The sequence below is a fragment of the Duganella sp. genome (genome assembly GCF_039595735.1).
In the GTDB taxonomy this organism is placed as follows: Bacteria; Pseudomonadota; Gammaproteobacteria; order Burkholderiales; family Burkholderiaceae_D; genus Rugamonas.
The window spans coordinates 233,475-255,731 of the sequence record NZ_JBCNLB010000004.1 but is presented as its reverse complement, the minus strand read 5'-3'; the positions used below and the strand labels follow the sequence as shown (position 1 = coordinate 255,731).

General features: G+C 62.7%; 20 protein-coding genes. 8 read left to right on the top strand and 12 right to left on the bottom strand.

What is annotated here, in order from left to right; genetic code table 11:
- Positions 1 to 2: 2 nt before the first annotated feature.
- From ABDW57_RS10905 to ABDW57_RS10890, 4 genes are read left to right on the top strand one after another with little or no spacing between them, the layout of a single operon-like run.
- Complete coding sequence (locus tag ABDW57_RS10905) at positions 3 to 812, top strand: ABC transporter permease (RefSeq protein WP_343730223.1); 810 nt, start codon at positions 3 to 5, stop codon at positions 810 to 812.
- Complete coding sequence (locus ABDW57_RS10900) at positions 809 to 1,657, top strand: ABC transporter ATP-binding protein (protein ID WP_343730222.1); 849 nt, start codon at positions 809 to 811, stop codon at positions 1,655 to 1,657. The genes ABDW57_RS10905 and ABDW57_RS10900 overlap by 4 nt, the downstream gene beginning before the upstream one ends.
- Positions 1,658 to 1,664: 7 nt before the next feature.
- Positions 1,665 to 2,720, top strand: a complete 1,056-nt coding sequence (locus ABDW57_RS10895; protein ID WP_343730221.1) for a HEAT repeat domain-containing protein — start codon at positions 1,665 to 1,667, stop codon at positions 2,718 to 2,720.
- Complete coding sequence (locus tag ABDW57_RS10890; protein WP_343730220.1) at positions 2,717 to 3,055, top strand: gamma-butyrobetaine hydroxylase-like domain-containing protein; 339 nt, start codon at positions 2,717 to 2,719, stop codon at positions 3,053 to 3,055. Before ABDW57_RS10895 ends, ABDW57_RS10890 begins: the two co-directional genes overlap by 4 nt.
- Before the next feature lie 37 nt (positions 3,056 to 3,092).
- On the opposite strand, the gene ABDW57_RS10885 is transcribed toward ABDW57_RS10890, so the two are convergent.
- Genes ABDW57_RS10885 through ABDW57_RS10875 form a run of 3 tightly spaced genes read right to left on the bottom strand, consistent with a single transcriptional unit; the run spans position 3,093 to position 6,560 of the window.
- Complete coding sequence (locus tag ABDW57_RS10885; protein ID WP_343730219.1) at positions 3,093 to 3,683, bottom strand: PqiC family protein; 591 nt, start codon at positions 3,681 to 3,683, stop codon at positions 3,093 to 3,095.
- Positions 3,680 to 5,299, bottom strand: a complete 1,620-nt coding sequence (locus tag ABDW57_RS10880) for an MlaD family protein (protein ID WP_343730218.1) — start codon at positions 5,297 to 5,299, stop codon at positions 3,680 to 3,682. The genes ABDW57_RS10885 and ABDW57_RS10880 overlap by 4 nt, the downstream gene beginning before the upstream one ends.
- On the bottom strand, positions 5,292 to 6,560 hold the full coding sequence (locus ABDW57_RS10875) for a paraquat-inducible protein A (protein WP_343730217.1): 1,269 nt from the start codon (positions 6,558 to 6,560) through the stop codon (positions 5,292 to 5,294). Before ABDW57_RS10875 ends, ABDW57_RS10880 begins: the two co-directional genes overlap by 8 nt.
- Positions 6,561 to 6,671: 111 nt before the next feature.
- On the opposite strand from ABDW57_RS10875, the gene ABDW57_RS10870 reads away from it, so the two are divergent.
- The gene (locus ABDW57_RS10870; RefSeq protein WP_343730216.1) at positions 6,672 to 7,370 is read left to right on the top strand and encodes a hypothetical protein; all 699 of its coding nucleotides are present in this window, start codon (positions 6,672 to 6,674) and stop codon (positions 7,368 to 7,370) included.
- Here ABDW57_RS10870 and ABDW57_RS10865 read toward each other — a convergent pair.
- From ABDW57_RS10865 to ABDW57_RS10855, 3 genes are read right to left on the bottom strand one after another with little or no spacing between them, the layout of a single operon-like run.
- On the bottom strand, positions 7,357 to 7,806 hold the full coding sequence (locus ABDW57_RS10865) for a thioesterase family protein (protein ID WP_343730215.1): 450 nt from the start codon (positions 7,804 to 7,806) through the stop codon (positions 7,357 to 7,359). The genes ABDW57_RS10870 and ABDW57_RS10865 overlap by 14 nt on opposite strands.
- Position 7,807: 1 nt before the next feature.
- Complete coding sequence (locus tag ABDW57_RS10860) at positions 7,808 to 9,040, bottom strand: M20/M25/M40 family metallo-hydrolase (RefSeq protein WP_343730214.1); 1,233 nt, start codon at positions 9,038 to 9,040, stop codon at positions 7,808 to 7,810.
- Positions 9,041 to 9,050: 10 nt separating this feature from the next.
- Positions 9,051 to 10,259, bottom strand: coding sequence for a urate hydroxylase PuuD (locus ABDW57_RS10855; RefSeq protein ID WP_343730213.1), 1,209 nt, complete (start codon positions 10,257 to 10,259; stop codon positions 9,051 to 9,053).
- 117 nt (positions 10,260 to 10,376) lie between these two features.
- Here ABDW57_RS10855 and ABDW57_RS10850 point away from each other — a divergent pair, with 117 nt between their 5' ends.
- Both ABDW57_RS10850 and ABDW57_RS10845 read left to right on the top strand, forming a co-directional pair.
- The gene (locus tag ABDW57_RS10850; protein ID WP_343730212.1) at positions 10,377 to 11,315 is read left to right on the top strand and encodes a LysR substrate-binding domain-containing protein; all 939 of its coding nucleotides are present in this window, start codon (positions 10,377 to 10,379) and stop codon (positions 11,313 to 11,315) included.
- A 72-nt stretch (positions 11,316 to 11,387) separates the two neighbouring features.
- Positions 11,388 to 13,136, top strand: a complete 1,749-nt coding sequence (locus tag ABDW57_RS10845) for an allantoate amidohydrolase (RefSeq protein ID WP_343730336.1) — start codon at positions 11,388 to 11,390, stop codon at positions 13,134 to 13,136.
- On the opposite strand, the gene ABDW57_RS10840 is transcribed toward ABDW57_RS10845, so the two are convergent.
- Positions 13,124 to 14,035 (bottom strand): AraC family transcriptional regulator, encoded by a 912-nt coding sequence (locus ABDW57_RS10840; RefSeq protein WP_343730211.1) that lies wholly within the window; start codon positions 14,033 to 14,035, stop codon positions 13,124 to 13,126. The genes ABDW57_RS10845 and ABDW57_RS10840 overlap by 13 nt on opposite strands.
- Before the next feature lie 98 nt (positions 14,036 to 14,133).
- Between ABDW57_RS10840 and ABDW57_RS10835 the strand changes: the two genes are divergently transcribed.
- Positions 14,134 to 15,027, top strand: coding sequence for an SDR family oxidoreductase (locus ABDW57_RS10835; RefSeq protein ID WP_343730210.1), 894 nt, complete (start codon positions 14,134 to 14,136; stop codon positions 15,025 to 15,027).
- Here the strand turns inward: ABDW57_RS10835 and ABDW57_RS10830 are convergent.
- From ABDW57_RS10830 to ABDW57_RS10810, 5 genes are read right to left on the bottom strand one after another with little or no spacing between them, the layout of a single operon-like run.
- Positions 14,975 to 16,363, bottom strand: a complete 1,389-nt coding sequence (locus ABDW57_RS10830; RefSeq protein WP_343730209.1) for a tetratricopeptide repeat protein — start codon at positions 16,361 to 16,363, stop codon at positions 14,975 to 14,977. The two genes, ABDW57_RS10835 and ABDW57_RS10830, sit on opposite strands and share 53 nt — an antisense overlap.
- Positions 16,360 to 18,108, bottom strand: coding sequence for an EAL domain-containing protein (locus ABDW57_RS10825; protein WP_343730208.1), 1,749 nt, complete (start codon positions 18,106 to 18,108; stop codon positions 16,360 to 16,362). The genes ABDW57_RS10830 and ABDW57_RS10825 overlap by 4 nt, the downstream gene beginning before the upstream one ends.
- A 9-nt stretch (positions 18,109 to 18,117) precedes the next feature.
- Positions 18,118 to 19,344, bottom strand: a complete 1,227-nt coding sequence (locus ABDW57_RS10820; protein WP_343730207.1) for a Zn-dependent hydrolase — start codon at positions 19,342 to 19,344, stop codon at positions 18,118 to 18,120.
- Positions 19,345 to 19,354: 10 nt separating this feature from the next.
- On the bottom strand, positions 19,355 to 20,749 hold the full coding sequence (gene hydA, locus ABDW57_RS10815; protein WP_343730206.1) for a dihydropyrimidinase: 1,395 nt from the start codon (positions 20,747 to 20,749) through the stop codon (positions 19,355 to 19,357).
- 10 nt (positions 20,750 to 20,759) lie between these two features.
- On the bottom strand, positions 20,760 to 22,244 hold the full coding sequence (locus tag ABDW57_RS10810) for an NCS1 family nucleobase:cation symporter-1 (protein ID WP_343730205.1): 1,485 nt from the start codon (positions 22,242 to 22,244) through the stop codon (positions 20,760 to 20,762).
- Between the last annotated feature and the right edge of the window lie 13 nt (positions 22,245 to 22,257).

Here is a 22,257-nt window from a genome sequence, read left to right as displayed (position 1 = left end):
TCATGAGCGCACTTCGGATCAATCGCATCAACGGCAGTGAAGCGCTGCGCTGGGGCCTGCGTCTGGCCTCGCTGGCAGCCTGCCTGCTGGCGTGGCAGTGGGCGGCCGGGGACCGTCTCAATCTCGGCCTGCTGACTTTTCAAAACGTGCCGCCACCCAGCGAGGTTGCGCAAGCGGCATGGGCGCTGCTGCATTCGCCCAAGCTGGCCGAGCACCTGCAAGCCAGCTTGTGGCGTGTGTTCGCCGGATTCTCGGTGGCGGCGGCGGCCGGCATCGTGCTGGGTCTGGGCATCGGCCGCTGGAAGCGCTGGGAAGACGTGCTGATGCCGCCGCTGGAGATGCTGCGCCCCATTCCGGCGGTGGCGTGGATACCGCTGGCGATCCTGATGTTCCCTTCGTCCGAGATGTCGATGATCTTCATCACCTTCACCGGCGCGCTGTTCCCGATTTTGCTGAACACCGTGCATGGCGTGGAGCAGATCGATCCGCGCTTGATCGCATCGGCGCGCAGCCTGGGCGGCGGTTCGTGGGCGATTTTTCTGGAGGTGGTGCTGCCGGGTGCTGCGCCCAGCATCGTTACCGGCCTGTCGATCGGCATGGGCACGGCGTGGTTCTGCCTTGTGACGGCGGAGATGATTTCGGGCCAGTTCGGCATCGGCTATTACACCTGGGCGTCGTACACGATTCAGAACTACGCCGATATCGTGGTCGGCATGCTGGTGATCGGCGCGCTGGGCATGGGCAGCAGTGTGCTGGTCAAACGTGCGGGCCAGGCGCTGATGCCATGGCATCAACAGGAGAACAAGGCATGAGAGACGTGAACCAGGCTTATGGCCGCATTGCGATTGACAAGTTGTCGCTGCGGGTTGGCACCGGTGCGCAGGCATTTGAGGCGGTGCAGGATGTGTCGCTGAACGTGGCGCCGGGTGAATTCGTTTGCCTGCTGGGGCCTTCGGGTTGCGGCAAGTCGACGCTGCTGGGCGCTCTGGCCGGGCATCTGCGGCCGAGCAACGGCAGCATCACAGTGGATGGGGTGGCGGTCGAAGGACCGCATGCGGAGCGTGGTCTGGTGTTCCAGCATCACACGCTGTTCCCCTGGCGGCGCGTGATTGATAACGTGGCGTTTGGGTTGAAGATGCAGGGCGTCGGCCGCACTGAACGTCGCCGGCGCGCCGCCGAGTTGCTGGCAATGGTGGGCTTGCAGGACTTTGCCGAACATTATCCGGCGCAGCTGTCGGGCGGGATGAAGCAGCGGGTGGAGATTGCGCGCGTACTGATTAATCATCCGCGTGTGATGTTGATGGATGAGCCGTTCGGCGCGCTCGATGCGCAGACGCGCCTGATGATGCAGCAGTTGCTGTTGCAGCTGTGGGCGCAGATCCGCACCACCATTGTCTTTATCACGCACGATATCGATGAAGCGCTGTTCCTGGCCGACCGGATTCTGGTAATGAGCCCCCGGCCAGGACGCATCATTGAAGAGATCAAGGTGGACTTTGCGCGCGCGCGCGATGCGTCGCTGGTGACGTCGGAACACTTTACGCGCTTGAAACGGCGCTGCCTGCAGCTGTTACAGCCGACGGTTGCGGAACTGCCGCTGGAGCGCCTCTCCCCTTTGGGCGCGGACCGCGCGCGCCAACTGCAATTTGCCATTTAAGGAAAGCATGAGCACTATTTTTGAAGATACCGATCTGGCGGAGTTTCGTGAGCGCTTGCAGCACGCGGATAGCGCGGTGCGGCGCATTGCGGTGCTGGATCTGGCCGACCGTGATGGTGACGAGCACGCACCACTATTCGTCGCCGCCTTGCGCGACACCGACGCCGCCGTTCGTGCCGAAGCCGCACGCGCTCTGGAGGCTTTTGAAAGCGTGGATGGCGTGACAGGACTGGTCGCGCTGCTGACTGACGAAGACGATGAAGTGCGTGATGCTGCAGCGCATACCCTGAGCGAATTGAAGCAGGTTGCGTCGGCAGCCGTGCTGTTGCCGCACGTCGCGCATCCAGACGCCTTCGTACGCATCTCAGTGCTGCGCGCCGTCCGCGAACTGCGCGCACCCGGCAGCTATACACCAGCGCTGGCGGCGCTGAACGACGCCGATGCCGCAGTGCGCCGCGAAGCGGTTGCCGTGCTGGGCTACCTGAAGCAACCCGAAGCGCTGCCAGCCCTCACCCGCCTGGTAAGCCACGATCCCGATGCCGAAGTCCGCCGCGCCGCCGTCGGTGCGCTCGCCTACGCCTCCAGTCCAGCACTCCCGCCGACCAACGTCGCCGCCGGCAGTCCGTCCAGCAGCCGCGCAGATGAAAGTGATGCCGATTACGCCTCGGCCGCCCTCGCCGCGCTGCTGGACGGCTTGCGCGACAGTGCATGGCAGGTTCGCGAGGAAGCCGCGACCACGCTGGGCAAGCTCGTCCTGCCGCCCGCCGGCAAGCAGCAAGCCGGCGCTGCATTGATCGATACCCTGAAAGACGCTTACTGGCAGGTGCGCCTGCGTGCTGCCCGTAGTCTGGGACGTCTGCGCCACGCCCCCGCGCTGGAATCTCTGGTGGCTGCGCTTACCCACACCATCAGCAATCTGCGCAAGGAATCCGCACTGGCGCTGGGAGAATTGGGCAACGCCGCAGCCATTCCCGCCCTGACCGTGGCGGCCGACGACAGCGATCCGGAAGTCCGCAAATCCGCCCGCCTTGCGCTAACCCAGATTCAAGGCGCACTACGATGAGCGGCTATCCACGGCAAATCGTCAACAACCGCCAGCGCCGCGTGCTGGACATCGTCTGGAGCGACGGCTCGGCGCAACAGCTGTCGCACGCCGCGCTGCGCGCGCAATGCAAATGCACGGTATGCCAGTCCAACCGTCTGCTGGCCGGCGCCATGCAGATCGCCCCCACCGCGCCGGCGGCGGACGTGCGCATCGACGACATCCGCCAGATCGGCGTCTATGGTGTGCAGCTGGTCTTCAGCGACGGCCACGAACGCGGGATCTATCCCTGGCCTTATCTGCGCGAGCTAGCCATCACTCGGCAGGAAGATTCCATCGACGCCAGCGCGGCCTAGCTTCGTGGTGGCGGCGGTGTGCCGCGGCCCGTGAACATCAGCACTGCGGCTTCGCACCGGCCGCCAATCCGCGCACGGCCTTGGAGATATCCGCACCGATGCGTGCCACGGCGCGCCGGTGGCCAGCAACCAACTCGTCATATCCAGCCGTCACCGTCTCCTGCGCCACACTGCGGCAAGTCAGCACCTGCGTACTGCCGACCAGCCGCACGCTCCACACCGCATCGATCAAGGCATACTGCCCTGGCGCCGATTCAAACCGCTGCACATTGGTGCTGATGCGATACACCGGCGCCTTGTCCGGCGTCGGCGTGCGGAACACATCGATTGTGCCCAGTTCACCGGAAATCGCCAGCGACAAAGCCTGCCCGATCTCCGCCGCTGGCGGCGATACCCAGCGCTCCTGTTCCAGCAAATCCACCCGGCCAGCGCCAGTCGTCACCACCAGCTGATTGCGCGCCACCTGCTGCGGCACCGTCACCGCCGGCAGCTCGATGTAATAGGATGCCTGCGGCGCCGATGCCGACGGCAAACCCATGCCGCTGCTCAGGCTATAAAACCGCTCCGGCGGCGCGCTCGCGCAACCTGCCGCCAACACCATCGCCGCCACGCCGAACGCACGCATCATTTCTGCTCTCCTTTTTTCTCCTGCTTACCACGTATCAGCGATTCCGGATGCCGTTCAAGATAATCCGACAAGGCATTCAAGGACTGCAAAGTCTGCGTCAGCTGCTGCAAAGCTTCGCGCAAATCCGACTGTACCGGCGAGTCCTTCTGCAACAGCTGATCCGCCTCATTGAAGGTCTTGCGCGCGGCCGCCAGCGTGCCCTTCATCTCCGGCACCACCTGCGCATCCAGCTGCTTCATCAGCACATCCACGCTCTTCAAGGTGTCGCGCAGATTTTTGCCGATTTCCTCAAACGGCACCTTATCCAGCTTGCGTGCGATGCTGGAAATCTGCGTCTGCAATTCATCCAGGCTGTTAGGCACGGTCGGCACCTCCGGCACCTCGGCCGAAAAATCCACCTTGGCCGGTGCCGCATTCGGGAAGAAATCCAGCGCCACATACAACTGGCCAGTCAACAGATTCCCGGTCCGCAGCTGACCGCGCAAGCCGCGCGCCACCAGTCGTTCCAGCAACTGCGGTCCGGCATTGCGTTCCTGATCATTGGCGATGGTCTGCGCGAAACTGCGGCCCAGTCGTGCCGGATACATATCCACCGTCACCGGCATGCGGAAACTCTTCTTCACCGGATCAAACTCCACGCCAACCGAGCGCACCTCGCCCATCACAATGCCGCGGAAGTCCACCGGCGCGCCTGCCGACAGGCCGCGCAAGGACTGATCGAAATACAGCACGGTCGTAATCGGCACGCCATCCGGCTCGCGCATCGCGCTGGCCTGATCCGCCGCCAGATCAAACTCGGCGCCAGCCGGCGACACCGTGGAGGGCTTCTGCCCGCTGACCGACTCAAACGCAATGCCGCCCACCAGCAAGGCTGCCAGCGACTGCGTATTCACCTTGAAACCACTGGAATCCAGCCGCACGTCCACACCGCTGGCATGCCACCAGCGCGTATTCTTACCCACATACTGATCGTAGGGCGCGCTGACGAACACCGATATCTGCACGCCACGCCCCTTCTCCTCCAGATCGAATCCCGTTACCTGCCCCACCTGAATACGGCGATAGAAAATCGGCGAGCCGACATCAATGGAACCCAGCGTATCGCCATGCAGTGTATAAATCGTCCCCTTCTCGTCGCGCGCCACCTGCGGCGGCTTTTCCAGGCCCGTGAAATCGGTCTTGGTTTCCTCCGACTTGCCCGCATCCACGCCAATATAAGAACCGGACAACAGCGTGTTCAAGCCCGACACGCCACTGGCGCCGATGCGCGGCTTCACCACCCAGAACCGCGTGTCGGCCGCCGTAAAGCGCCTTGCTTCCTTGCTCATGTCGATGGTGACCAGCACGCGCGACAAATCCCTGGCCAGCGAAATAGACCGCACCAGGCCAATATCCACGTCCTTGTATTTGACTTTGGTCTTGCCCGGCTCCAGCCCGTCCGCGCTGCGGAAGCTGACAATCACTGTCGGCCCCTGATCCAGCACCGACTTGACCACCAGCGTCAGACCGATCACCGCCGCCAGAAGAGGAATCAGCCACACCAGCGAGGGCAGCCAGCGGCTGGCCTTTTCCACATTCGGTTCCGGCAGCGGCGGACCGCTTTCGTTTTCAGACATGCTTCTCTCCATGTGTATCAATGGGATCCCAGATCAGGCGCGGATCGAATTGCATAGACGCGATCATGGTCAACACCACCACCGCGCAAAACGCCAGCGCGCCGGGACCGGCCGTAATCACCGCCAGCGACTGGAAGCGCACCAGCGCCACCGTCAGCGTAATGACAAAAATATCGAGCATCGACCAGCGGCCGACAAACTCCACGATGCGATACAACACCGTGCGCTGCATCGGCCGCCAGCGCGAGCGCCGCTGCGCCGTCCATGCCAGCAGGGCCAGCGCCGCCAGCTTCAGCACCGGGACCACAATGCTGGCGATGAAAATAATCGCCGCCAGCGCCGGTGAACCACTGGTCCAGAAGTAGACCACGCCGCTGATGATGGTGTCGTCCTCCTTACCGAACAGGGAATGCGTGTACATCACCGGCAGCAGGTTGGCCGGGATATAAAGAATCGCTGCCGCCAGCAGAAACGCCCAGGTGCGCCCCACGCTATCGGGATGACGGCGGTGCAGGCGCGCACCGCAGCGGGCGCAATACTGATGCCGCACCGTGTACTTGAGCGATTCCACCAGCCCGCAGCTATGGCAGGCCAGCAGCGGCGCGCCTTTGCTCAGCGCCGCGTAATGGAAGGTCTTCTGTGCCGCGCGGCGCGGTCCCGGCATATGCTCACCGATATTCCACAAAATCCTGGGATCAAAAGACACTACCACCGCCAGCATCAGCGTCAGGGCGCCGAAGGCGAACAGGCCGGGTTGCACCACCACCTGCGCCAGGCTGGTCATCTTCACGATCGTGATCAGGATGCCAATCATCAGCACCTCGGTCATGCCCCAGCGCCGCGCCAGCCCGACCGCGCGCAGCAAATGATCAAAACCGGGCGGTCGCCGGCCGCTGCGCAGCGACAAGGTCACATACAACAGCGAGCCGAGTTCCACCGCCGGCAGCAGAATCGTGAACACGAACACAATCGCCGCCACCAGCTGCATCTGCTCCATCCACAGCACGCGGATGGCGCCCAGCAGGGTCGCGCTGGTGCTGTAACCGCCCACCTCCAGCTCGACGATAGGGAAGAACTGCGCAATCAGGAAGGTGAACACCGCGCCCAGCGTGATGGCGGCCATGCGGTTGGCGTCGGAATGAATGCCGCGATACAAAACCGAGCGGCAACGCACGCAGCGCGCCTTCTCGCGCGGACGCAGCGGGCGGCGCTGGTGCAGCACGCCGCAATCGTGGCAACTGATTAAATCGTATCGATGCACAGGCTGACCGTTGTATCAGGAATGAGCCATATAATACGGCAAAGCCGGATCGGCTATCATAGAGCACGACTTTAACCCGGAGACAGCCCCATGCCCCTGCGGCGGACAGCGTTGTTAGCCCTTGCATTCGCCCTCCCCGCTCAGGCGCAAGGACCGGATACGCTGATCTTCGGCACCACCCACGAACGCAACTCCTTTGCGTACGCCTACAGCGCGGAGTACCTGCACCAACTGTGCGCCGAGATTCGCCAGCGCTGCCAGTTGCAAAGTCTGCCCGGACGGCGCGGCGCCGCCATGCTGGCTGACGGCAGCATCGCCGGCGAACTGGGACGGGTACGCGAGTATCTGGAAAAACATCCGGAATACCAGCGGGTGGAAGAGCCGTTTATCACCCTGCGCACCTACATGTTCACGCGCGCCAACCGGCCGCAGATCAATCACTGGAGCGAAGTCCCGGCCAAGGTACGCACAATCAGCTACCAGCGCGGGGTTTACTACTATCAGAAAAGGCTGGAGGCGCTACAGCCGCACGTGCAGCCGCATGATGTGCAAACCGTTTCAGCGTGCTTGCAAATGGTGCTGAATGAACGCGACCAGGCCTGTCTTTTCGATGATGGCGCCCTGAGCGTCGAATCCAGGGCGCTGCTGTCGCAAGGCCGCCTTGGTCATGCGCTGGATGAACTCAACCTGCACATCTACCTTGGCAAGGATTACGCGGTCCTGGGACCGGCCATCCGCGAAGCGGTCAGACGCCTGAACGCGCAGGGCCTGAAGGCCCGGCTGAATAAGAAGTACCTTACTTCGCCTTGACGCTGGACGGCAGCTGCTGGAAGTCGTCGGTCTTTTCCAGTATCTGCCAGGTGGCCATCAAAGCTGGCGGCGGCGCGATCAGCCTGCGCGCGGCCAGGTCCAGCCAGCCGCCGGTACTGTTCACGCGCGCGGCCAGCTTGCCGTCCGGACGGATGATGTCGGAGCGCAGTATCCAGCGGCTGCCGTCTTCCGCCAGCCCGGCCAGCGACAGCGTGACGGTGATTTCTTCGAGCAGCAGCACTTCCTTGACGTAGCCGATTTCGTCCTTCATTACCACCGGGCCTATATTCAGGCGCATGAACTCACTCATGGGGAAGCCATGTTCGGACAGGAACAGCATGCGCACGTCGCCAGCTTTATCGAGGAAGGCGGTATTGCGCATGTGGCTGTTGAAGTCCATATCGCCCCAGCCGGCCATCAGCTTTTTTGAGAACATCTCACGCTCCAAGGAAGTCGAATAAGGTGCATGCTACCACCTTAGTCGCCTTGCGCAGATCTTCCAGATTAAGCCGCTCATCGGCCTTTTTGGCGTTGGACTCGGGCACGGTGCGCGGACCGGCGCCGTACAGCACCGCAGGAATGCCGTGTTCACCGTACAGGCGCGCGTCCGCATACAGCGGCGTGCCTTGTGCCGGGATCTTTTCACCGATGAAGGTTTGCGCATTTTGCTGGATGCTCGCCACCAGCTTTTCCGTGCCCGGACGTTCGCGCAAGGCGTGCGACAGCAGCAGCCGCTTGATTTCCAGCGTAATCCCGGGCACGCCCTGCACCGCGTTTTCGATCAGCGCGCGCACCTGCGCTTCCACTTCCACCGGGTCTTCTTCCGGAATCATGCGGCGGTCCATCTTCAGCACCACTTTGCCCGGCACCACGTTGGTGTTCGTGCCGCCGTCAATGCGGCCCACCAGCATGGTCGGAGAGTCGATACCGGCGATTTTCGATTTGATTTTTTTTAGTTCCGGCAGCTGGCCGTAGATCGCATTCAGGATGCGCGTGGCGGCCTGCAAGGCATCGTGGCCGGTCTCCGGCATGGCGCCGTGGCCGGACTTGCCGTGCACTGTAATCTCCAGCTGCAGGCAGGCGTTGTGCGCGGTGACGATGTTGTAGCTGAAGCCTGCCGCGATCACGTAATCCGGCCTGGTCAGCTTTTGCTCCAGCAGCCAGCCCGGCCCGAGCAAGCCGCCAAATTCCTCATCGTAGGTGAAGTGCAGTTCCAGTCCGCCCTTGAGCGGCACGCCCAGCGCCTCCAGCGCGCGCACCGCGAAGATGTAGGTGGCAAAGTCGCATTTGGATACCGCCGCCGCGCGGCCATAGATAAAGCCGTTGTCGACCACGCCGCCATAGGGCGGATAGGTCCAGTTGTCGCCCGGTGGCACCACGTCGCCGTGGGCGTTCAGCGCCACGGTCGGACCGCCCGCCGCGTAAGGGCGGCGCACGATCAGGTTGGTGAGGCTCTCCATACCGTATTCGCGCACCGTCTGCTCCGGCACCGCGTGCTTCTCGGCCGTCCAGCCATAGGCTTGCACCAGATCGGCCACCACGTCCGCATGCGGCGCATTGTTCCCCGGCGGTGTGTCGGTCGGCACGCGCAGCAGCTGTTGCAGCACGCCGACTTCTTCATCAAAGTGATCGTCGATCCATTGGGCCAGTTGTATTTTTACTGTGCTCATTTTTGTTCCTTCATTTCGGGCCGGATTCGTACCACGCGGCGATCTGCGCGCGCTCGGCGTCAGTCATATGGGTCAGGTTAGCCAGCGGCATGGCCTTGGTCTGCACGACCTGCTTGTAGATTTTTTCTGCGTTCTGGTGGACTTCCGCGGCCGTATCAAACGCCACGCCCAGCGGCGCAGCGGCAAAGCCGGGCTGCGTCGGGTGTGCGGAATGGCAGGACAGGCAGCGCGTATCGATCACCGCTTTCACCTTGGCGAAAGCCGCTGCCGGATCGGCTGCGGGCGCCGTCGCCACCGGCCTGGACGGCGCAATCGCTACCGCCACGGCGGCCAGCAGCGCCACGCCGATGGCCGGATAACGCCATTCCACGCGGCCCTTGTGACGCAGGTTGAAGAAGTGGCGAATGAACACGCCAGCCGCCATGATGAAGGCCAGTACCAGCCACGCGTGCTCGTTCCGGTAAGTCATCGCGTAATGGTTGCTGATCATGATGAACAACACCGGCAGCGTGAAATAATTATTGTGGACGCTGCGCTGCTTGGCCTTCTGGCCATGCACGGGGTCCGGCATGCGGCCGGCCGACATGGCTTCCACCATCTTGCGCTGGCCCGGAATAATCAGCATCAGCACATTGCCGACCATGATGGTGCCGATCAAGGCGCCAACGTGGATATAGGCTGCGCGCCCGCTCAGGACATGGGTGAGGCCATACGCCGCAGCGGTAATCAGCGCAAAGATCACGACGCCAAACGCGGCATCATGCTTGCCCAGCGGGGAGCGGCACAGCAGGTCATAGACGGTCCAGCCGACGACCAGCGTGCCGACGCCGATACCCACCGCCTGCAGGCTGGTGAGATCGGCCACCGATTTATCGATCATCATCGCTTGTGCATTAAAGTAGTAAGCGATGGTCAGCAGCGCGATGCCGGACAGCCAGGTGGAATAAGCCTCCCACTTAAACCAGTGCAGTTCCTTCGGCAGCTCTGCCGGCGCCACCAGATACTTTTGCGGATTGTAGAAACCGCCGCCATGCACCGCCCACAACTCGCCCGATACGCCCTTCTTCGCCAGCTCCGATCCCGGCGCCGGCGGACGGATGGAATTATCCAGCCACACAAAATAGAACGACGCGCCGATCCAGGCGATGCCGGTGATGATGTGCAGCCAGCGCACGAGGAGGTTTGCCCATTCAAGGCCGTACGGGATCAGGTATTCCATGTAATTTGCTAGGTCAAAGATGTGGCTAATTTACAGAAGATAAACGGATTTGATTCCTGCTACATGAACATTGGAGTATATTAGACATATTCAATTCCGTATAAAACAATAGCTCTCATGTCCGCCTTGCCGCAACACCTGGACCTTCACCTGATTCGTATTCTCTACCTGCTGCTGGTCGAGAAAAACGTCTCCCGCGTCGCCCTCAAGCTGAATCAACCGCAGCCCTCGATTTCGGCCTCGCTGCGCAAGCTGCGCGAGCTGACCGGCGATCCTCTTTTGGTGCGCGGCGCACGCGGCATGGTGCCGACCCAGCACGGTGAAAGCCTGCTTGCACCAGCAAAGCGCATCCTGGACGAAACCGAGAACCTGTTCCTGAAGAAGGCACCTTTCGTGCCACAGGAAGAGGCGCGCACTTTTCATGTGGCCGCGCCGGATTATCTGGACAGCCAGTTCCTGCCCAATCTCGTGGCGCTGCTGCGGCGCGGCTCGCCCAACAGCCGTGTGAAGATCCACGGCCTGGGGCCGGGCGTAGACTACGTGCGGCTGCTGTCGGATGGCGACATGGACCTGGTCATCGCCAACTGGGACGAGCCGCCCGAGCATCTGCACATGTCCAAGCTGTTCGAGGACCCCATCATCTGCGTGATGCGCGCCGATTGCCCGTATGCGCTACGTACCGCCAGCGACAAGATGACCATGGACGATTACCTCACCCTGCCGCACGTGGCGCCGACCCAGATCCTGCCCGGCTACCACGGCGTGATCGACGATTATCTGGAGCGCCAGGGCCTGCAACGCAATGTGATGGTGGAATCGGCCTACTTCGGCCTGATTCCCAATATGCTGGCCCAGACCGATCTGGTGCTGACCACCGGCAGCCAGTTCGTGCGCCACTACGAAAAGCAGATGCCGCTGAAAACCTACAATGTGCCGGTGAAGTTCCCGCCGATGCGCTTCTATCAGCTGTGGCACGAACGCGTGCATCAGGCGCCGGAACACAAGTGGCTGCGCGAGCAGGTCGCTGCCGCCGCCAAAGCACTGTCGCAGAAATAGGCGCAGTCTTATAAAGCTTAGGCCATACCGCATATATCGCGGCGGCGGCGGCACGTTATGATGGAAGCCATGATGACCACACTCTCCGACCTCAATAGCTGCGATACCGCCACCTTCATCGACCGCCTGCGCGGCATCTACGAGCATTCGCCATGGATACCGCAACGCGCTGCCACGCTGCGTCCTTTCGCCAACGAGACTGCGCTGAAACTGGCCCTGCAATCCGTGGTCAGCGCGGCCACGCTGGATGAGCAACTGGGCCTGATCCGCGCCCACCCTGAACTGGCCGGCAAAGCCGCCATTGCCGGCCAGCTCACCGCCGAGTCGACCAGTGAGCAAGCCAAATCCGGCCTGCACCTGTGCAGTGCGGAGGAATTCGCCACGCTGCACCAGCTGAATGCCGACTACAACGCCAAATTCGGCTTCCCCTTCATCCTTGCCGTCAAAGGCCCGACCGGCCAAGGGCTGACGCGCCAGAGCATCATCGCCACCTTCACCCGGCGTCTGAAGAATCAACGTACCGATGAAATCGCGGAATGCCTCCGCCAGATCAAGCGCATTGCGGAGATCCGTCTGAACGACCTGCTGTCGGTGCAATTGGAATTCGGCCCCACCATCATGCAATGGAGCGAGGAACTGGCCGCATGGAGTGATGATGCCGATGGCCTCACCTGCGCCTACATGACGCCAGCTCACCGCCAGACCGCGGCACAGCTGTTGGAATGGATGCGCGCCGCCGGCATGGACGCGCACATCGATGCGGTCGGCAATGTGGTCGGCGTCTACCGCTCGGACGCGCCGGGTGCGAGAACGCTGATGACCGGCTCGCACTACGATACGGTGCGCAATGGCGGCAAATACGATGGCCGCCTCGGCATCCTGCTGCCAATCGCGCTGGTGCGCCACCTGCATCAGCGCGGCGAGAAGCTGCCGTTCCATTTCGAGATCGTCGGCTTTGCGGAAGAAGAAGGTGTGCGCTTCAAGAGCACCTTCCTCGGCAGCACCGCTGTCACGGGCCGCTTCAACCTGTCGCTGCTGGACCAAACCGACGCCGACGGCATCAGCATGCGTGAAGCACTGCTGGCCGCCGGTCATGATGTGTCACGCATCCCGGCGATTGCGCGCAATCCGGCCGACCTGCTGGGCTTTGTGGAAGTCCATATCGAACAAGGACCGGTGCTGCTGGAGCGCGATCTGGCGCTGGGCGTGGTGACTGCGATTGCAGGCAGCTCGCGCTATCTGGTAGACCTCACCGGCCTGGCCAGCCACGCCGGCACCACGCCGATGACCATGCGCAAAGATGCTGCCGCCGCAGCAGCGGAAATCGTGCTGCTGGTAGAGCAGCGCTGCGCGCAGGCGCCGTCACTGGTCGGCACGGTCGGCCAGCTGCAGGTGCCGGGCGGCTCGGTCAACGTGATTCCGGGCGCATGCAAACTGTCGCTGGACATCCGCGCCGCCGATGATGCGGTGCGTCTGGCTGCGGTGAAGGACGTATTGGACGGCGTGGCCGCCATCTGCGCGCGCCGCCAGGTTGAGTACAGCGTACAAAAAATCGTCGACGCCAGCGCGGCGCCATGCGCGCCGCGGCTGATGCAGCAGTTTGGCGACGCCATTGAACGCGCCGGCCTGCCGCGCTTCGACCTGCTTTCCGGCGCAGGACATGACGCGATGGCGATGGCAGCCATCACCGACGTCGCCATGCTGTTCACGCGCTGCGGCAACGGCGGCATCAGCCACAATCCGCTGGAGACCATGACGGCCGACGATGCCGACATCGCCGCCCGCGTCTTGCTGGACTTCCTGCGCCGTTATAAAGCCTGATCCCGCACGTACTGACGCGGCGAGCAGCCCATCACGCGCTTGAACGCCGTGCTGAAGGCACTGTCCGACTCATAGCCCAGTTGTTGCGAGATCACCGACACCGGCTGGCTGGAATGCACCAGCCGGTCGCCCGCCAGCAGCATGCGCCAGCGCGTCAGGTACTCCATTGGCGATGTGCCCACGGTTTGCTTGAACTTCAACGCCAGCGTGGAGCGCGACATACCCACGTGCTGCGCCAGCGTCTCCAGTGTCCAGCGCTGCGCGGGATCAGCATGCAGCGCGCCGATGGCGCCGCCGATCTGCGGATCGGCCAGTGCATACAACCAGCCTACCCCGCTGCCCTCCTCCTCAGCCAGCACCAGCCGCAGCGCCTGTACCAGCATCATATGCGCCAGGTGCTGGGCGATCAGGGCGTGGCCGGGCCGCTGCTCGCGCAGCTCCGCCGCCAGGCGCTGCAGGGACCAGCGCAAGGTTTCGCGATCCGACTCCTTGTGCACGTGAGCGATCGGCGGCAAGGCTTCCAGCAGTATTCCGGTATGCTTGCCGCTGAAAACAAAGTGGCCGCCGACCAGCATGCAGTTGCCACCGTCATTGATGACGCCAATGCCGCCAAGGCGCCGCTGCCGCAGCACCTCAAGCGCGTTCACGCTCGGCAGGGCCAGATCGCTGGCAAGGCGGAATGGACGGCCGCGCGGCAGCAGGAAGCAGTCGCCGGTCTTCAGCTGTACCGGTTCCGCCACGCCATCCACCGCCAGCCAGCACTGGCCGGAGACGATGGCATAGCACTTGATGCCCTGGTGCTGGTGGAACTGCAGCGCCCATTCGCCGCCCACGTCAAAGCCGCCGGCGACATAACTGCGCGGCTTGAGCAGGGACAGTACATCTGATAAAGGGTCCATAATATTTCGGACGATCGCAAAGAAAATACGGATTCTACAGCATGGATCGTCCGGCCGCGCGCTATTATCATGCTCCCATCTTGAACAAGGAGATGGACATGAAAGTATTCGTTACAGGCGCAACCGGCTGGGTAGGTTCGGCCATCATCACCGAATTGCTCGCTGCCGGCCATGAGGTGCTGGGACTGGCGCGCAGCGCGGAGGGCGCCGAGCTGCTGGCACGGCGCGGCATCGCCGTACATCGCGGCGAGTTGTCGGACACGGACAGCATGGCAGCAGGTGCACGCGCTTGCGATGGCGTGATCCACACTGCCTTTATCCACGATTTCAAGGACTTCAACGCCGCCGGCGAAACCGACCGTGCCGCCATTGCCGCCATGGGCGATGCGCTGGCAGGCACCGGCAAGCCGCTGATCACCACATCGGGCAGCGCGCTGCTCAAGCACGGCACGGTCGGCTCGGAGGATGACGGTCCCGATCGCGGCGGCCCGGCCCAGCACCGCACAGCGTCGGAAGAACTGACGCTGGCGCTGGCAGCGCGCGGCGTGCGTTCGTCGCTGGTCCGCCTGCCGCCTTCCGTGCACGGCGATGGCGATTACGGCTTTGCACCGCGTCTGGTCGACATCGCCCGCGCCAGGGGCGTATCAGCCTATATCGGCGACGGCGAAAACCGCTGGCCGGCTGTGCATCGCTTCGACGCGGCGCGTCTGTACCGGCTGGTGCTGGAACACGGAATGGCGGGCCAGCGGTATCACGCCATCGCAGAGCAAGGTGTCGCCACGCGCGAGATCGCGGCAACGATCGGTAAGGAACTGAATCTGCCAGTGGTCAGCATATCGGCTGCGGAAGCACCCGAACACTTTGGCTTCCTGGGGCGCTTCTTCGCTGCCGACTGCCCTGCCTCCAGCACGCAAACGCGGCAGGCGCTGAACTGGCAACCTACGGGCCTGAAGCTGATCGAAGATCTGGCCCTGCACTACTTCCGAAGCTAAGCAGCGCGGCCTCCACCTGCGCGATGACCGGTGCCCACCCTCCATCGCGCGGTTGCCGGAACAGGCGCATGGTCGGATACCAGGGTGTGTCGTCGCGATCTTTCATCCAGCGCCAGTCGCAGCGATAGTCCGGCAGCAGCAGCCAGCAAGGCTTGCCCATCGCGCCTGTCAGGTGCGCCACCGCCGTGTCCACGCTGATCACCAGATCGAGATTGGCGATGACGGCGGCGGTGTCCGCAAAGTCGGCAAGCCGCGGCCCGATGGGATGCAACTCCATCCCTGTCGGCGGCAATAGCGCCTCCTCCTCGCCCGCTCCCTTTTGCAGGCTGACGAAATGCACTGGCGCCTCGGCCAGCGGCGCGAGCGCCATCAACGACGGCAGCGAGCGATCCGCATCATTCTCAAAGTTGGCGTTGCCGCGCCAGACCAGGCCAACGCGCAGGCCATCCTGAGGCAGCAGGTTGCGCCAATGTGCGGCTGCTTCCGGCTGCGCGTTCAAATACGGCACTTCCGCGGGAATGCTCAACGGCGTAATGCCAAACAATCCGGGCAGGCGCATGGGGCGCGTCCAGTAATCCCAGCCACCGGGCAGCGCATCGCCCAGCGCATGCACACGGTCCACGCCCTGCAGCGTGCCAAACAGGCGTTGCAAGGCCGGATGACACACCACATCCACCCTCGCCGCGCCGTGCGCCTTGAGCAGCGGCGCATAGCGGCAAAAATGAATCATGTCACCGTGGCCGGCCTCCAGCCCGATCACAATCGACTTGCCGGCCAGCGGCTCGCCTTCCCAGAACGCACAGTCGAAAGCCAGCGGGAAGCGGTCGAACTGCCAGCGCGCTTCCAGCATGCGCCAGCCCTCTTTAAAACGCGCCTGCCGCAGCAGCAGATAACTGAGATTGAACTGCGCCCGCGCATGTTCCGGCTGCAGCGCCAGCGCGTGCCGATAGCAAGCCTCGCCTTCATCTTCACGGTGTGTACACACCAGCAGCACGCCAAGCTGGCTCCAGGCCGATGGTTCGTCCGGCGCCAGCTGCACCGCCGTCCGCATCGCCGCTTCCGATTCCGCGAAACGTTTTTCCTTTAGCAGCAGCGCGCCCAGATTCTGCTGCAGCTGCGCGTGATCTGGCATCAGCGCGATCGCCTGCCGATAGTGGAACTCGGCCTCCGCGACAGCTCCCTGCTGCTCCTTCAGATACCCAAGATTGGCCCGCGCCGCCGCGTGCCAGGGCTGCGCCGCCAGCGTCTCCAGATAACAAGCTTCGGCCCCGGCAAGGTCGCCGGCAGCCAAGCGGTGGTTCGCGTCAAGATAGCGTTGCTGGGGATCGATAGTCATCGTTGCAGAAATTTAGCCAACTGCGCTTCCGGCAGCGGCCTGCTGTACAAATAGCCCTGATAATAATGGCAGCCTTCGGCCATGACAAATGCCAGTTGTTCAGGCGTCTCCACGCCTTCGGCCAGCACCGACATGCCCATCGTCTTGCCGAGTGCGACGATCATGCGCACGATGGCGGCGCCATGCCCTTCTTTCAGCGCGTCCCAGATGAACGAGCGGTCTATCTTCAACTGCGACAGCGGCAACCGGTGCAGATAGGACAGCGAGGAATAGCCGGTGCCGAAATCGTCCACCGCAAAGCGCACGCCCACCGTGCGCAGGCGCTGCATCTTCTGTATTGTCCCTTCCAGATCATTCAGCAGCAAGCTCTCGGTCAGCTCCAGCCGCAGACGTTCCGGCCGCGCGCCGGTCTGCTGCAACACCGCCAGCACCTGCTCGACAAAATCCGGCCGGTGAAACTGCGCCATGCTGACATTCACCGACATGTCCAGCGCCGCAGTGCGTTCGTCGCTCGCCCAACGCGCGAGCATGGCGCAAGCTTCAGCCAGCACCCACGCGCCCAGCCGCAGGATCATATTGGTTTCCTCGGCCACCTGGATGAATTCCGCCGGCGGCACCAAGCCGCGCTGAGGATGGTGCCAGCGCACCAGCGCCTCCACACCGGACAGCTTGCCTTCGACGCTGGCCAACGGCTGGTAGTGCAATTCGAACTCCTGATTGCTCAGGGCCCGGCGCAAGTCCGTCTCCAGCGTCGCCCGTGCCGACACCTTCGCCTCCATTGCCGGATCGAAGAACGCGACGCCATTGCGGCCGGCCGCCTTGGCCTGGTACATGGCCAGGTCGGCACGCTTCAAGATATCGTCTGTGCCGGCCTTCTCCCGGCCAAACAAGGCCACACCGATGCTCGGCGTAGTGTAATGCTCCATGCCGTCGACAGTGAACGGCGCGTGAAATGCGTGCAGTAATTTGGAGACAATCTCGCGTGCCCCGGCTGCGGCATCGCTTCCGACCTCCTCCAGCAGCACCACAAATTCATCACCACCAAAGCGCGCCACCGTATCGCAGCTACGGACCGCGTCGTTCAACCGGTCCGCAACCTGCTGCAGCAGCAGATCACCCTTGTCGTGGCCACGCGTGTCATTGATGCTCTTGAAGTGATCCAGGTCGATAAACAATATCGCGCCGGCGCGGCCACTGCGCTGGCTGAGCGCCAAAGCATGCGACAGCCGATCCAGCAGCAACTGACGATTCGGCAGCCCGGTCAGCTTGTCGTAGAAGGCCATGCGGTGATTCAGGGCTTCCGTCGCCTTGCGCTCACTGATGTCGCGAAAATAAATCGTCAGCCCTTCTTCGGAAGGATAAGCGCGGATCTCAGTCCAGAGATCCAGCGGAGCGTAGTGCTCCTCAAACGTTACCGGCGTGTTGGTGTCCACCGCCTTGTGGTAGGCGTGGTAATACGGTCCGCCTACCGCCTCGGGAAAAACCTCCCACAGGTTGCGGCCTAATACATCGTCACGCTGCACCTTGGTCAGCCGCTCGGCGTTGCCGTTCATATAGCGGATTTCCCATGCATGCCCGAGCATCAGGACCGCGTCCGATATGCTCTCCAGTGTGGCGGTCAACGCCGCCGCCTGAAGGGCCTGAACCTGCGAATGAGCTGGTGCTTGCATGATGAAAGCAGCCGGCAACTGGCCGGCTATCTGATCTGGAGCAACCAGTATGCGCCGCGCCCGCGCTGCGGTCAAACTATGCGCTTACACCACGCGGGCGCGTTCCAGCATGGCGTGCAGCAGCACATTGCAGCCGGCTTCCAGATGCTCTGCCTTGGCGTCCTCGATTTCATTGTGGCTGATGCCGTCCTTGCAGGGCACGAAAATCATGCCGGCCGGCGCCAGGCGGGCGGCATAGATGGCGTCATGCCCTGCGCCGGACACCACGTCCATGGTCGAATATCCCAGCTTGGCGGTAGCGCTGCGCACCGCGTCCACGCACTCCGGATGGAACGGGCATGGCGGGTAGTAGGACACCCGCTCGATCGCGATCTTCAAGCCGGTTTCGCTGCGGGTTTTGTCGATGAAGGCCAACATCTCCTCGTGCATGGTGTTCAGCAGCTCATCATTCACATTCCGCAGGTCGATGCTGAATTTGACTTCGCCAGGAATCACGTTGCGGCTGTTGGGGAACACCTGCACCATGCCGACCGTGCCGCGGCCATAAGGCGGATAGCGGTTGGCGATGGCCACCACTTCCTGCATGATGCGGGTGGAGACTTGCAGCGCATCTTTCCGCAGATGCATCGGCGTCGGTCCGGCGTGGGCCTCCATACCAGTGACCACGCAGTCGTACCACGAAAGACCCATCACGGCCGGCACCACGCCGATCACCTTGTCGGCATCCTCCAGCACCGGGCCCTGTTCAATATGCGTTTCAAAATAAGCGCCGATCGGGTGGTCGCCGGGGACTTGCGTGCCTTTGTAGCCGATGCGTTCCAGTTCTTCACCGACCGACTTGCCTTCGACATCGCGCGCCGCGTAAGCTGTCTCCAGCGAGAACGCGCCGCAGAACACGCCGGAGCCCATCATCACCGGCACGAAGCGCGAGCCTTCCTCGTTGGTCCAGAAAGCGACTTCGATCGGCGCCTCGGTCTTGATGTTGAGATCATTCAGCGTGCGCACCACTTCCAGGCCGGCCAGCACGCCGTAATTGCCATCGAATTTGCCGCCGGTCGGCTGGGTGTCGATATGGCTGCCGGTCATCACCGGCGGCAGCGCGTTGTTGGTGCCGTCGCGGCGCATGAAGACGTTGCCGATCTGGTCGATGACGATCGACATGCCAGCTTCCTTGCCCCAGCTGACCACCAGGTCGCGCCCTTGCTTATCCAGATCCGTCAGCGCCAGGCGCTTGACGCCGCCCTTCTCCGTCGCGCCGATTTTCGCCAGTTCCATCAGCGATGCCCACAGGCGGTCACCATTAATTTTCATCTGAAGCTCCTTAACGCGCGGACGTTGCCTTGAACGCCGGACGATTGATATATCGGCCCGCACCTTCCACCGCCATCAGCACGCCGCGATGGAACACGACGTTGCCGGCGGCCAGCGTGGTGCTGGGGATGCCGCGCACGGTGCGGCCTTCAAACACATTGAAGCCGCCCTTGGCGAATTGCGTCAGCGCGGAGATGGTGCGCGTGGCTTCGGGGTCCCACACCACCACGTCCGCATCCGCGCCCGGCGCGATCACGCCCTTGCGCGGATAGATGTTGAAGATCTGCGCCGTGTTGGTCGAGGTGATCTTGACGAACTCCGAAGGCGTCAGCATGCCGGTGTTGACGCCAGCATCCCATATCACCGACATGCGGTCTTCCACGCCGCCGCAGCCATTCGGGATCCTGGTGAAATCATCCTTGCCGGCCGCCTTCTGTTCGGCGCAGAAGGTGCAGTGGTCGGTGGCCGTGGTGTGCAGGTTCCCGCCCTGCAGGCCTTGCCACAGCGCTTTCTGGTGATGCTTGCTGCGGAACGGAGGGCTCATCACGTGGCCGGCGGCGAATTCCAGGTCGTCGCTCTGATATACGCTGTCGTCCACGATCAGATGGCCCGCCAGCGCTTCGCCATACACGCGCTGCCCATGCGCGCGGGCGCGGGTGATGGCTTCCAGCGATTCCTCGCATGAGACGTGCACGATGTACAGCGGCGTGTTGAGCACATTGGCAATCGCAATCGCGCGGTTGGCCGCTTCCGCTTCCACTTCCGGCGGACGCGATAGAGGATGAGAACTTGGGCCGGTCAGTCCGCGCTTGAGCAGATCCTGCTGCAGCTGATAAACCAGCTCGCCATTCTCCGCATGCACGGTCGGCATCGCGCCCAGTTCCAGGCAACGGCGGAAGCTTTTCACCAGCGTTTCATCATCGGCCATGATGGCGTTCTTGTACGCCATGAAGTGCTTGAAGCTGTTGACGCCGTGGTCCTTCACCAAAATGCCCATGTCGCGGTGCACGGTCTCGTCCCACCACGTAATCGCCACATGGAAGGTGTAGTCGCCAGCCGCCTTTCTGGCCCACTCGCGCCACTGGTTATAGGCCTCGATCAGATTCTGCTTCGGCGCGGGAATCACAAAGTCGATGATGGTGGTGGTGCCGCCGGCCAGCCCTGCGGCGGTGCCGGTGTAGAAATCATCCTGCGTCACCGTGCCCATGAACGGCAGGTTCATATGCGTATGCGGATCGATCCCGCCTGGCATCACGTACTGGCCGCCGGCGTCGATTACTTTAGCGCCAGCCGGCACGTCCAGGTTTTCCCCGACCGCGATGATCTTGTCGCCGTCGCACAGGACATCGGCCCGGAAGGCGCGGTCGGCGTTGACGACGGTGCCGCCACGGATGATAGTTTTCATAAGCGTCTCCTTATGGGTGAGCCGGCGTGCGCACGGCAGGCACGGTCTTCCCTTTCATCATAACCCCATACACCACGGCCGAAATGGCGATGCCAACGAACCATGCATAGGTATAAATCGTTTTAAACGTTTCCGACACGTCTGGGAAGGAGGCTGGGAAAGCGGCATTCAGGAAGCCCGGAATATTCGGCAGCACGCCGATCACAAACGCCACCAGCGCGGCCATGTTCCAACCCTTACCATACGAGTATTGACCGTCTTCGCGATACAGTTCACTGACATTCAACTCGGTCTTGCGCACCAGGTAGTAATCGACAATCAGCACGCCAGCGATAGGACCAAGCAACGCCGAATAGCCGATCAGCCAGGTGAAGATATAGCCCTGCGTGGACTCCAGTATCTTCCACGGCATCATCAAGATGGCGATGGCGGCGGTGATATAACCACCGGTTTTATAGCTGATCTTCTTCGGGGACAGCGCCGAAAAATCATAGGCCGGGCCGACCAGATTGGCGGCCAGGTTGACCGACACCGTATCGATCAGCAGAATCACCAGCGCCACCAGCACCGCCACCCCGGTCATGCGGCTGGACAGGTCGACCGGATCCCAGATCGCCTTGCCGTACAAGACCACCGTGGCCGAGGTCACGATCACCGCCATCGCTGCCAGCAGCCCCATAGGCACGGGCAAGCCGACCGTCTGGCCGATCACCTGATCGCGCTGGGTCCTGGCGAAACGGGTAAAGTCGGGAATATTCAGCGCCAGCGTGGCCCAGAACCCCACCATGGCCGTCAGCGATGGCCAGAACACGGACCAGAACTGGCCAGCCTTCCTGCCGCCTTCCACAAACTGCGATGGCGCCGACAACAGGTCGCCAAAACCGCCGGCCTTGTTATGCACCCACGCCAGCAGCACGAAGCAGATCACGATCTTGAGCGGGGCGGTGTAGGTCTCCAGCTTGCGGATCGCATCCATGCCGTGCACGATGTAGTAGAACTGGATGGCCCAGAAGGCCAGGAAGCAGAGCAGCTGGCCGCCGTTGATGCCCAGGCCCGCAATCTTGTCGCCGCCGATATCACCGCCCGCCATCACGCCCAGCAAGGTGTAGATCATCGAACCGCCAAACCAGGTCTGAATGCCATACCACCCACAGGCGACGATGGCGCGCATCAGGGCCGGCAAGCGTGCACCGGCAGTGCCGAAGGAAGCACGCGCCAGCACCGCGTACGGAATGCCGTACTTGGTGCCGGCGTGGCCGATCAACAGCATCGGCAGCAGCACGATGGCGTTGGCCAGAAACACTGTCAGCACGGCCTGATAACCCGACATGCCGCCCTCGATCAGACTGGCCGACAAAGTGTAGGCCGGAATGCACATCACCATCCCGACCCACAGCGCGGAGAAGTGATACCAGCGCCAGGTACGCTGTGCCGCCGTGGTCGGCGCGAGGTCTTCATTCCAGAGTTGCGTGCTGCCAGAGGTTTCTGTGCTCAAGGCGTTCTCCAAA

Bases quoted from the DNA above. Each gene is read 5' to 3' on its own strand.
- ABDW57_RS10885 (WP_343730219.1), bottom strand. From the start codon at position 3,683: ATGATGCGTGCGTTCGGCGTGGCGGCGATGGTGTTGGCGGCAGGTTGC.
- ABDW57_RS10855 (WP_343730213.1), bottom strand. From the start codon at position 10,259: ATGGAATACCTGATCCCGTACGGCCTTGAATGGGCAAACCTCCTCGTG.
- ABDW57_RS10860 (WP_343730214.1), bottom strand. From the start codon at position 9,040: ATGAGCACAGTAAAAATACAACTGGCCCAATGGATCGACGATCACTTT.
- ABDW57_RS10880 (WP_343730218.1), bottom strand. From the start codon at position 5,299: ATGTCTGAAAACGAAAGCGGTCCGCCGCTGCCGGAACCGAATGTGGAA.
- ABDW57_RS10900 (WP_343730222.1), top strand. From the start codon at position 809: ATGAGAGACGTGAACCAGGCTTATGGCCGCATTGCGATTGACAAGTTG.
- ABDW57_RS10890 (WP_343730220.1), top strand. From the start codon at position 2,717: ATGAGCGGCTATCCACGGCAAATCGTCAACAACCGCCAGCGCCGCGTG.
- ABDW57_RS10835 (WP_343730210.1), top strand. From the start codon at position 14,134: ATGAAAGTATTCGTTACAGGCGCAACCGGCTGGGTAGGTTCGGCCATC.
- ABDW57_RS10895 (WP_343730221.1), top strand. From the start codon at position 1,665: ATGAGCACTATTTTTGAAGATACCGATCTGGCGGAGTTTCGTGAGCGC.
- ABDW57_RS10865 (WP_343730215.1), bottom strand. From the start codon at position 7,806: ATGTTCTCAAAAAAGCTGATGGCCGGCTGGGGCGATATGGACTTCAAC.
- ABDW57_RS10850 (WP_343730212.1), top strand. From the start codon at position 10,377: ATGTCCGCCTTGCCGCAACACCTGGACCTTCACCTGATTCGTATTCTC.
- ABDW57_RS10840 (WP_343730211.1), bottom strand. From the start codon at position 14,035: ATGGACCCTTTATCAGATGTACTGTCCCTGCTCAAGCCGCGCAGTTAT.
- hydA (WP_343730206.1), bottom strand. From the start codon at position 20,749: ATGAAAACTATCATCCGTGGCGGCACCGTCGTCAACGCCGACCGCGCC.
- ABDW57_RS10830 (WP_343730209.1), bottom strand. From the start codon at position 16,363: ATGACTATCGATCCCCAGCAACGCTATCTTGACGCGAACCACCGCTTG.
- ABDW57_RS10845 (WP_343730336.1), top strand. From the start codon at position 11,388: ATGACCACACTCTCCGACCTCAATAGCTGCGATACCGCCACCTTCATC.
- ABDW57_RS10905 (WP_343730223.1), top strand. From the start codon at position 3: ATGAGCGCACTTCGGATCAATCGCATCAACGGCAGTGAAGCGCTGCGC.
- ABDW57_RS10820 (WP_343730207.1), bottom strand. From the start codon at position 19,344: ATGAAAATTAATGGTGACCGCCTGTGGGCATCGCTGATGGAACTGGCG.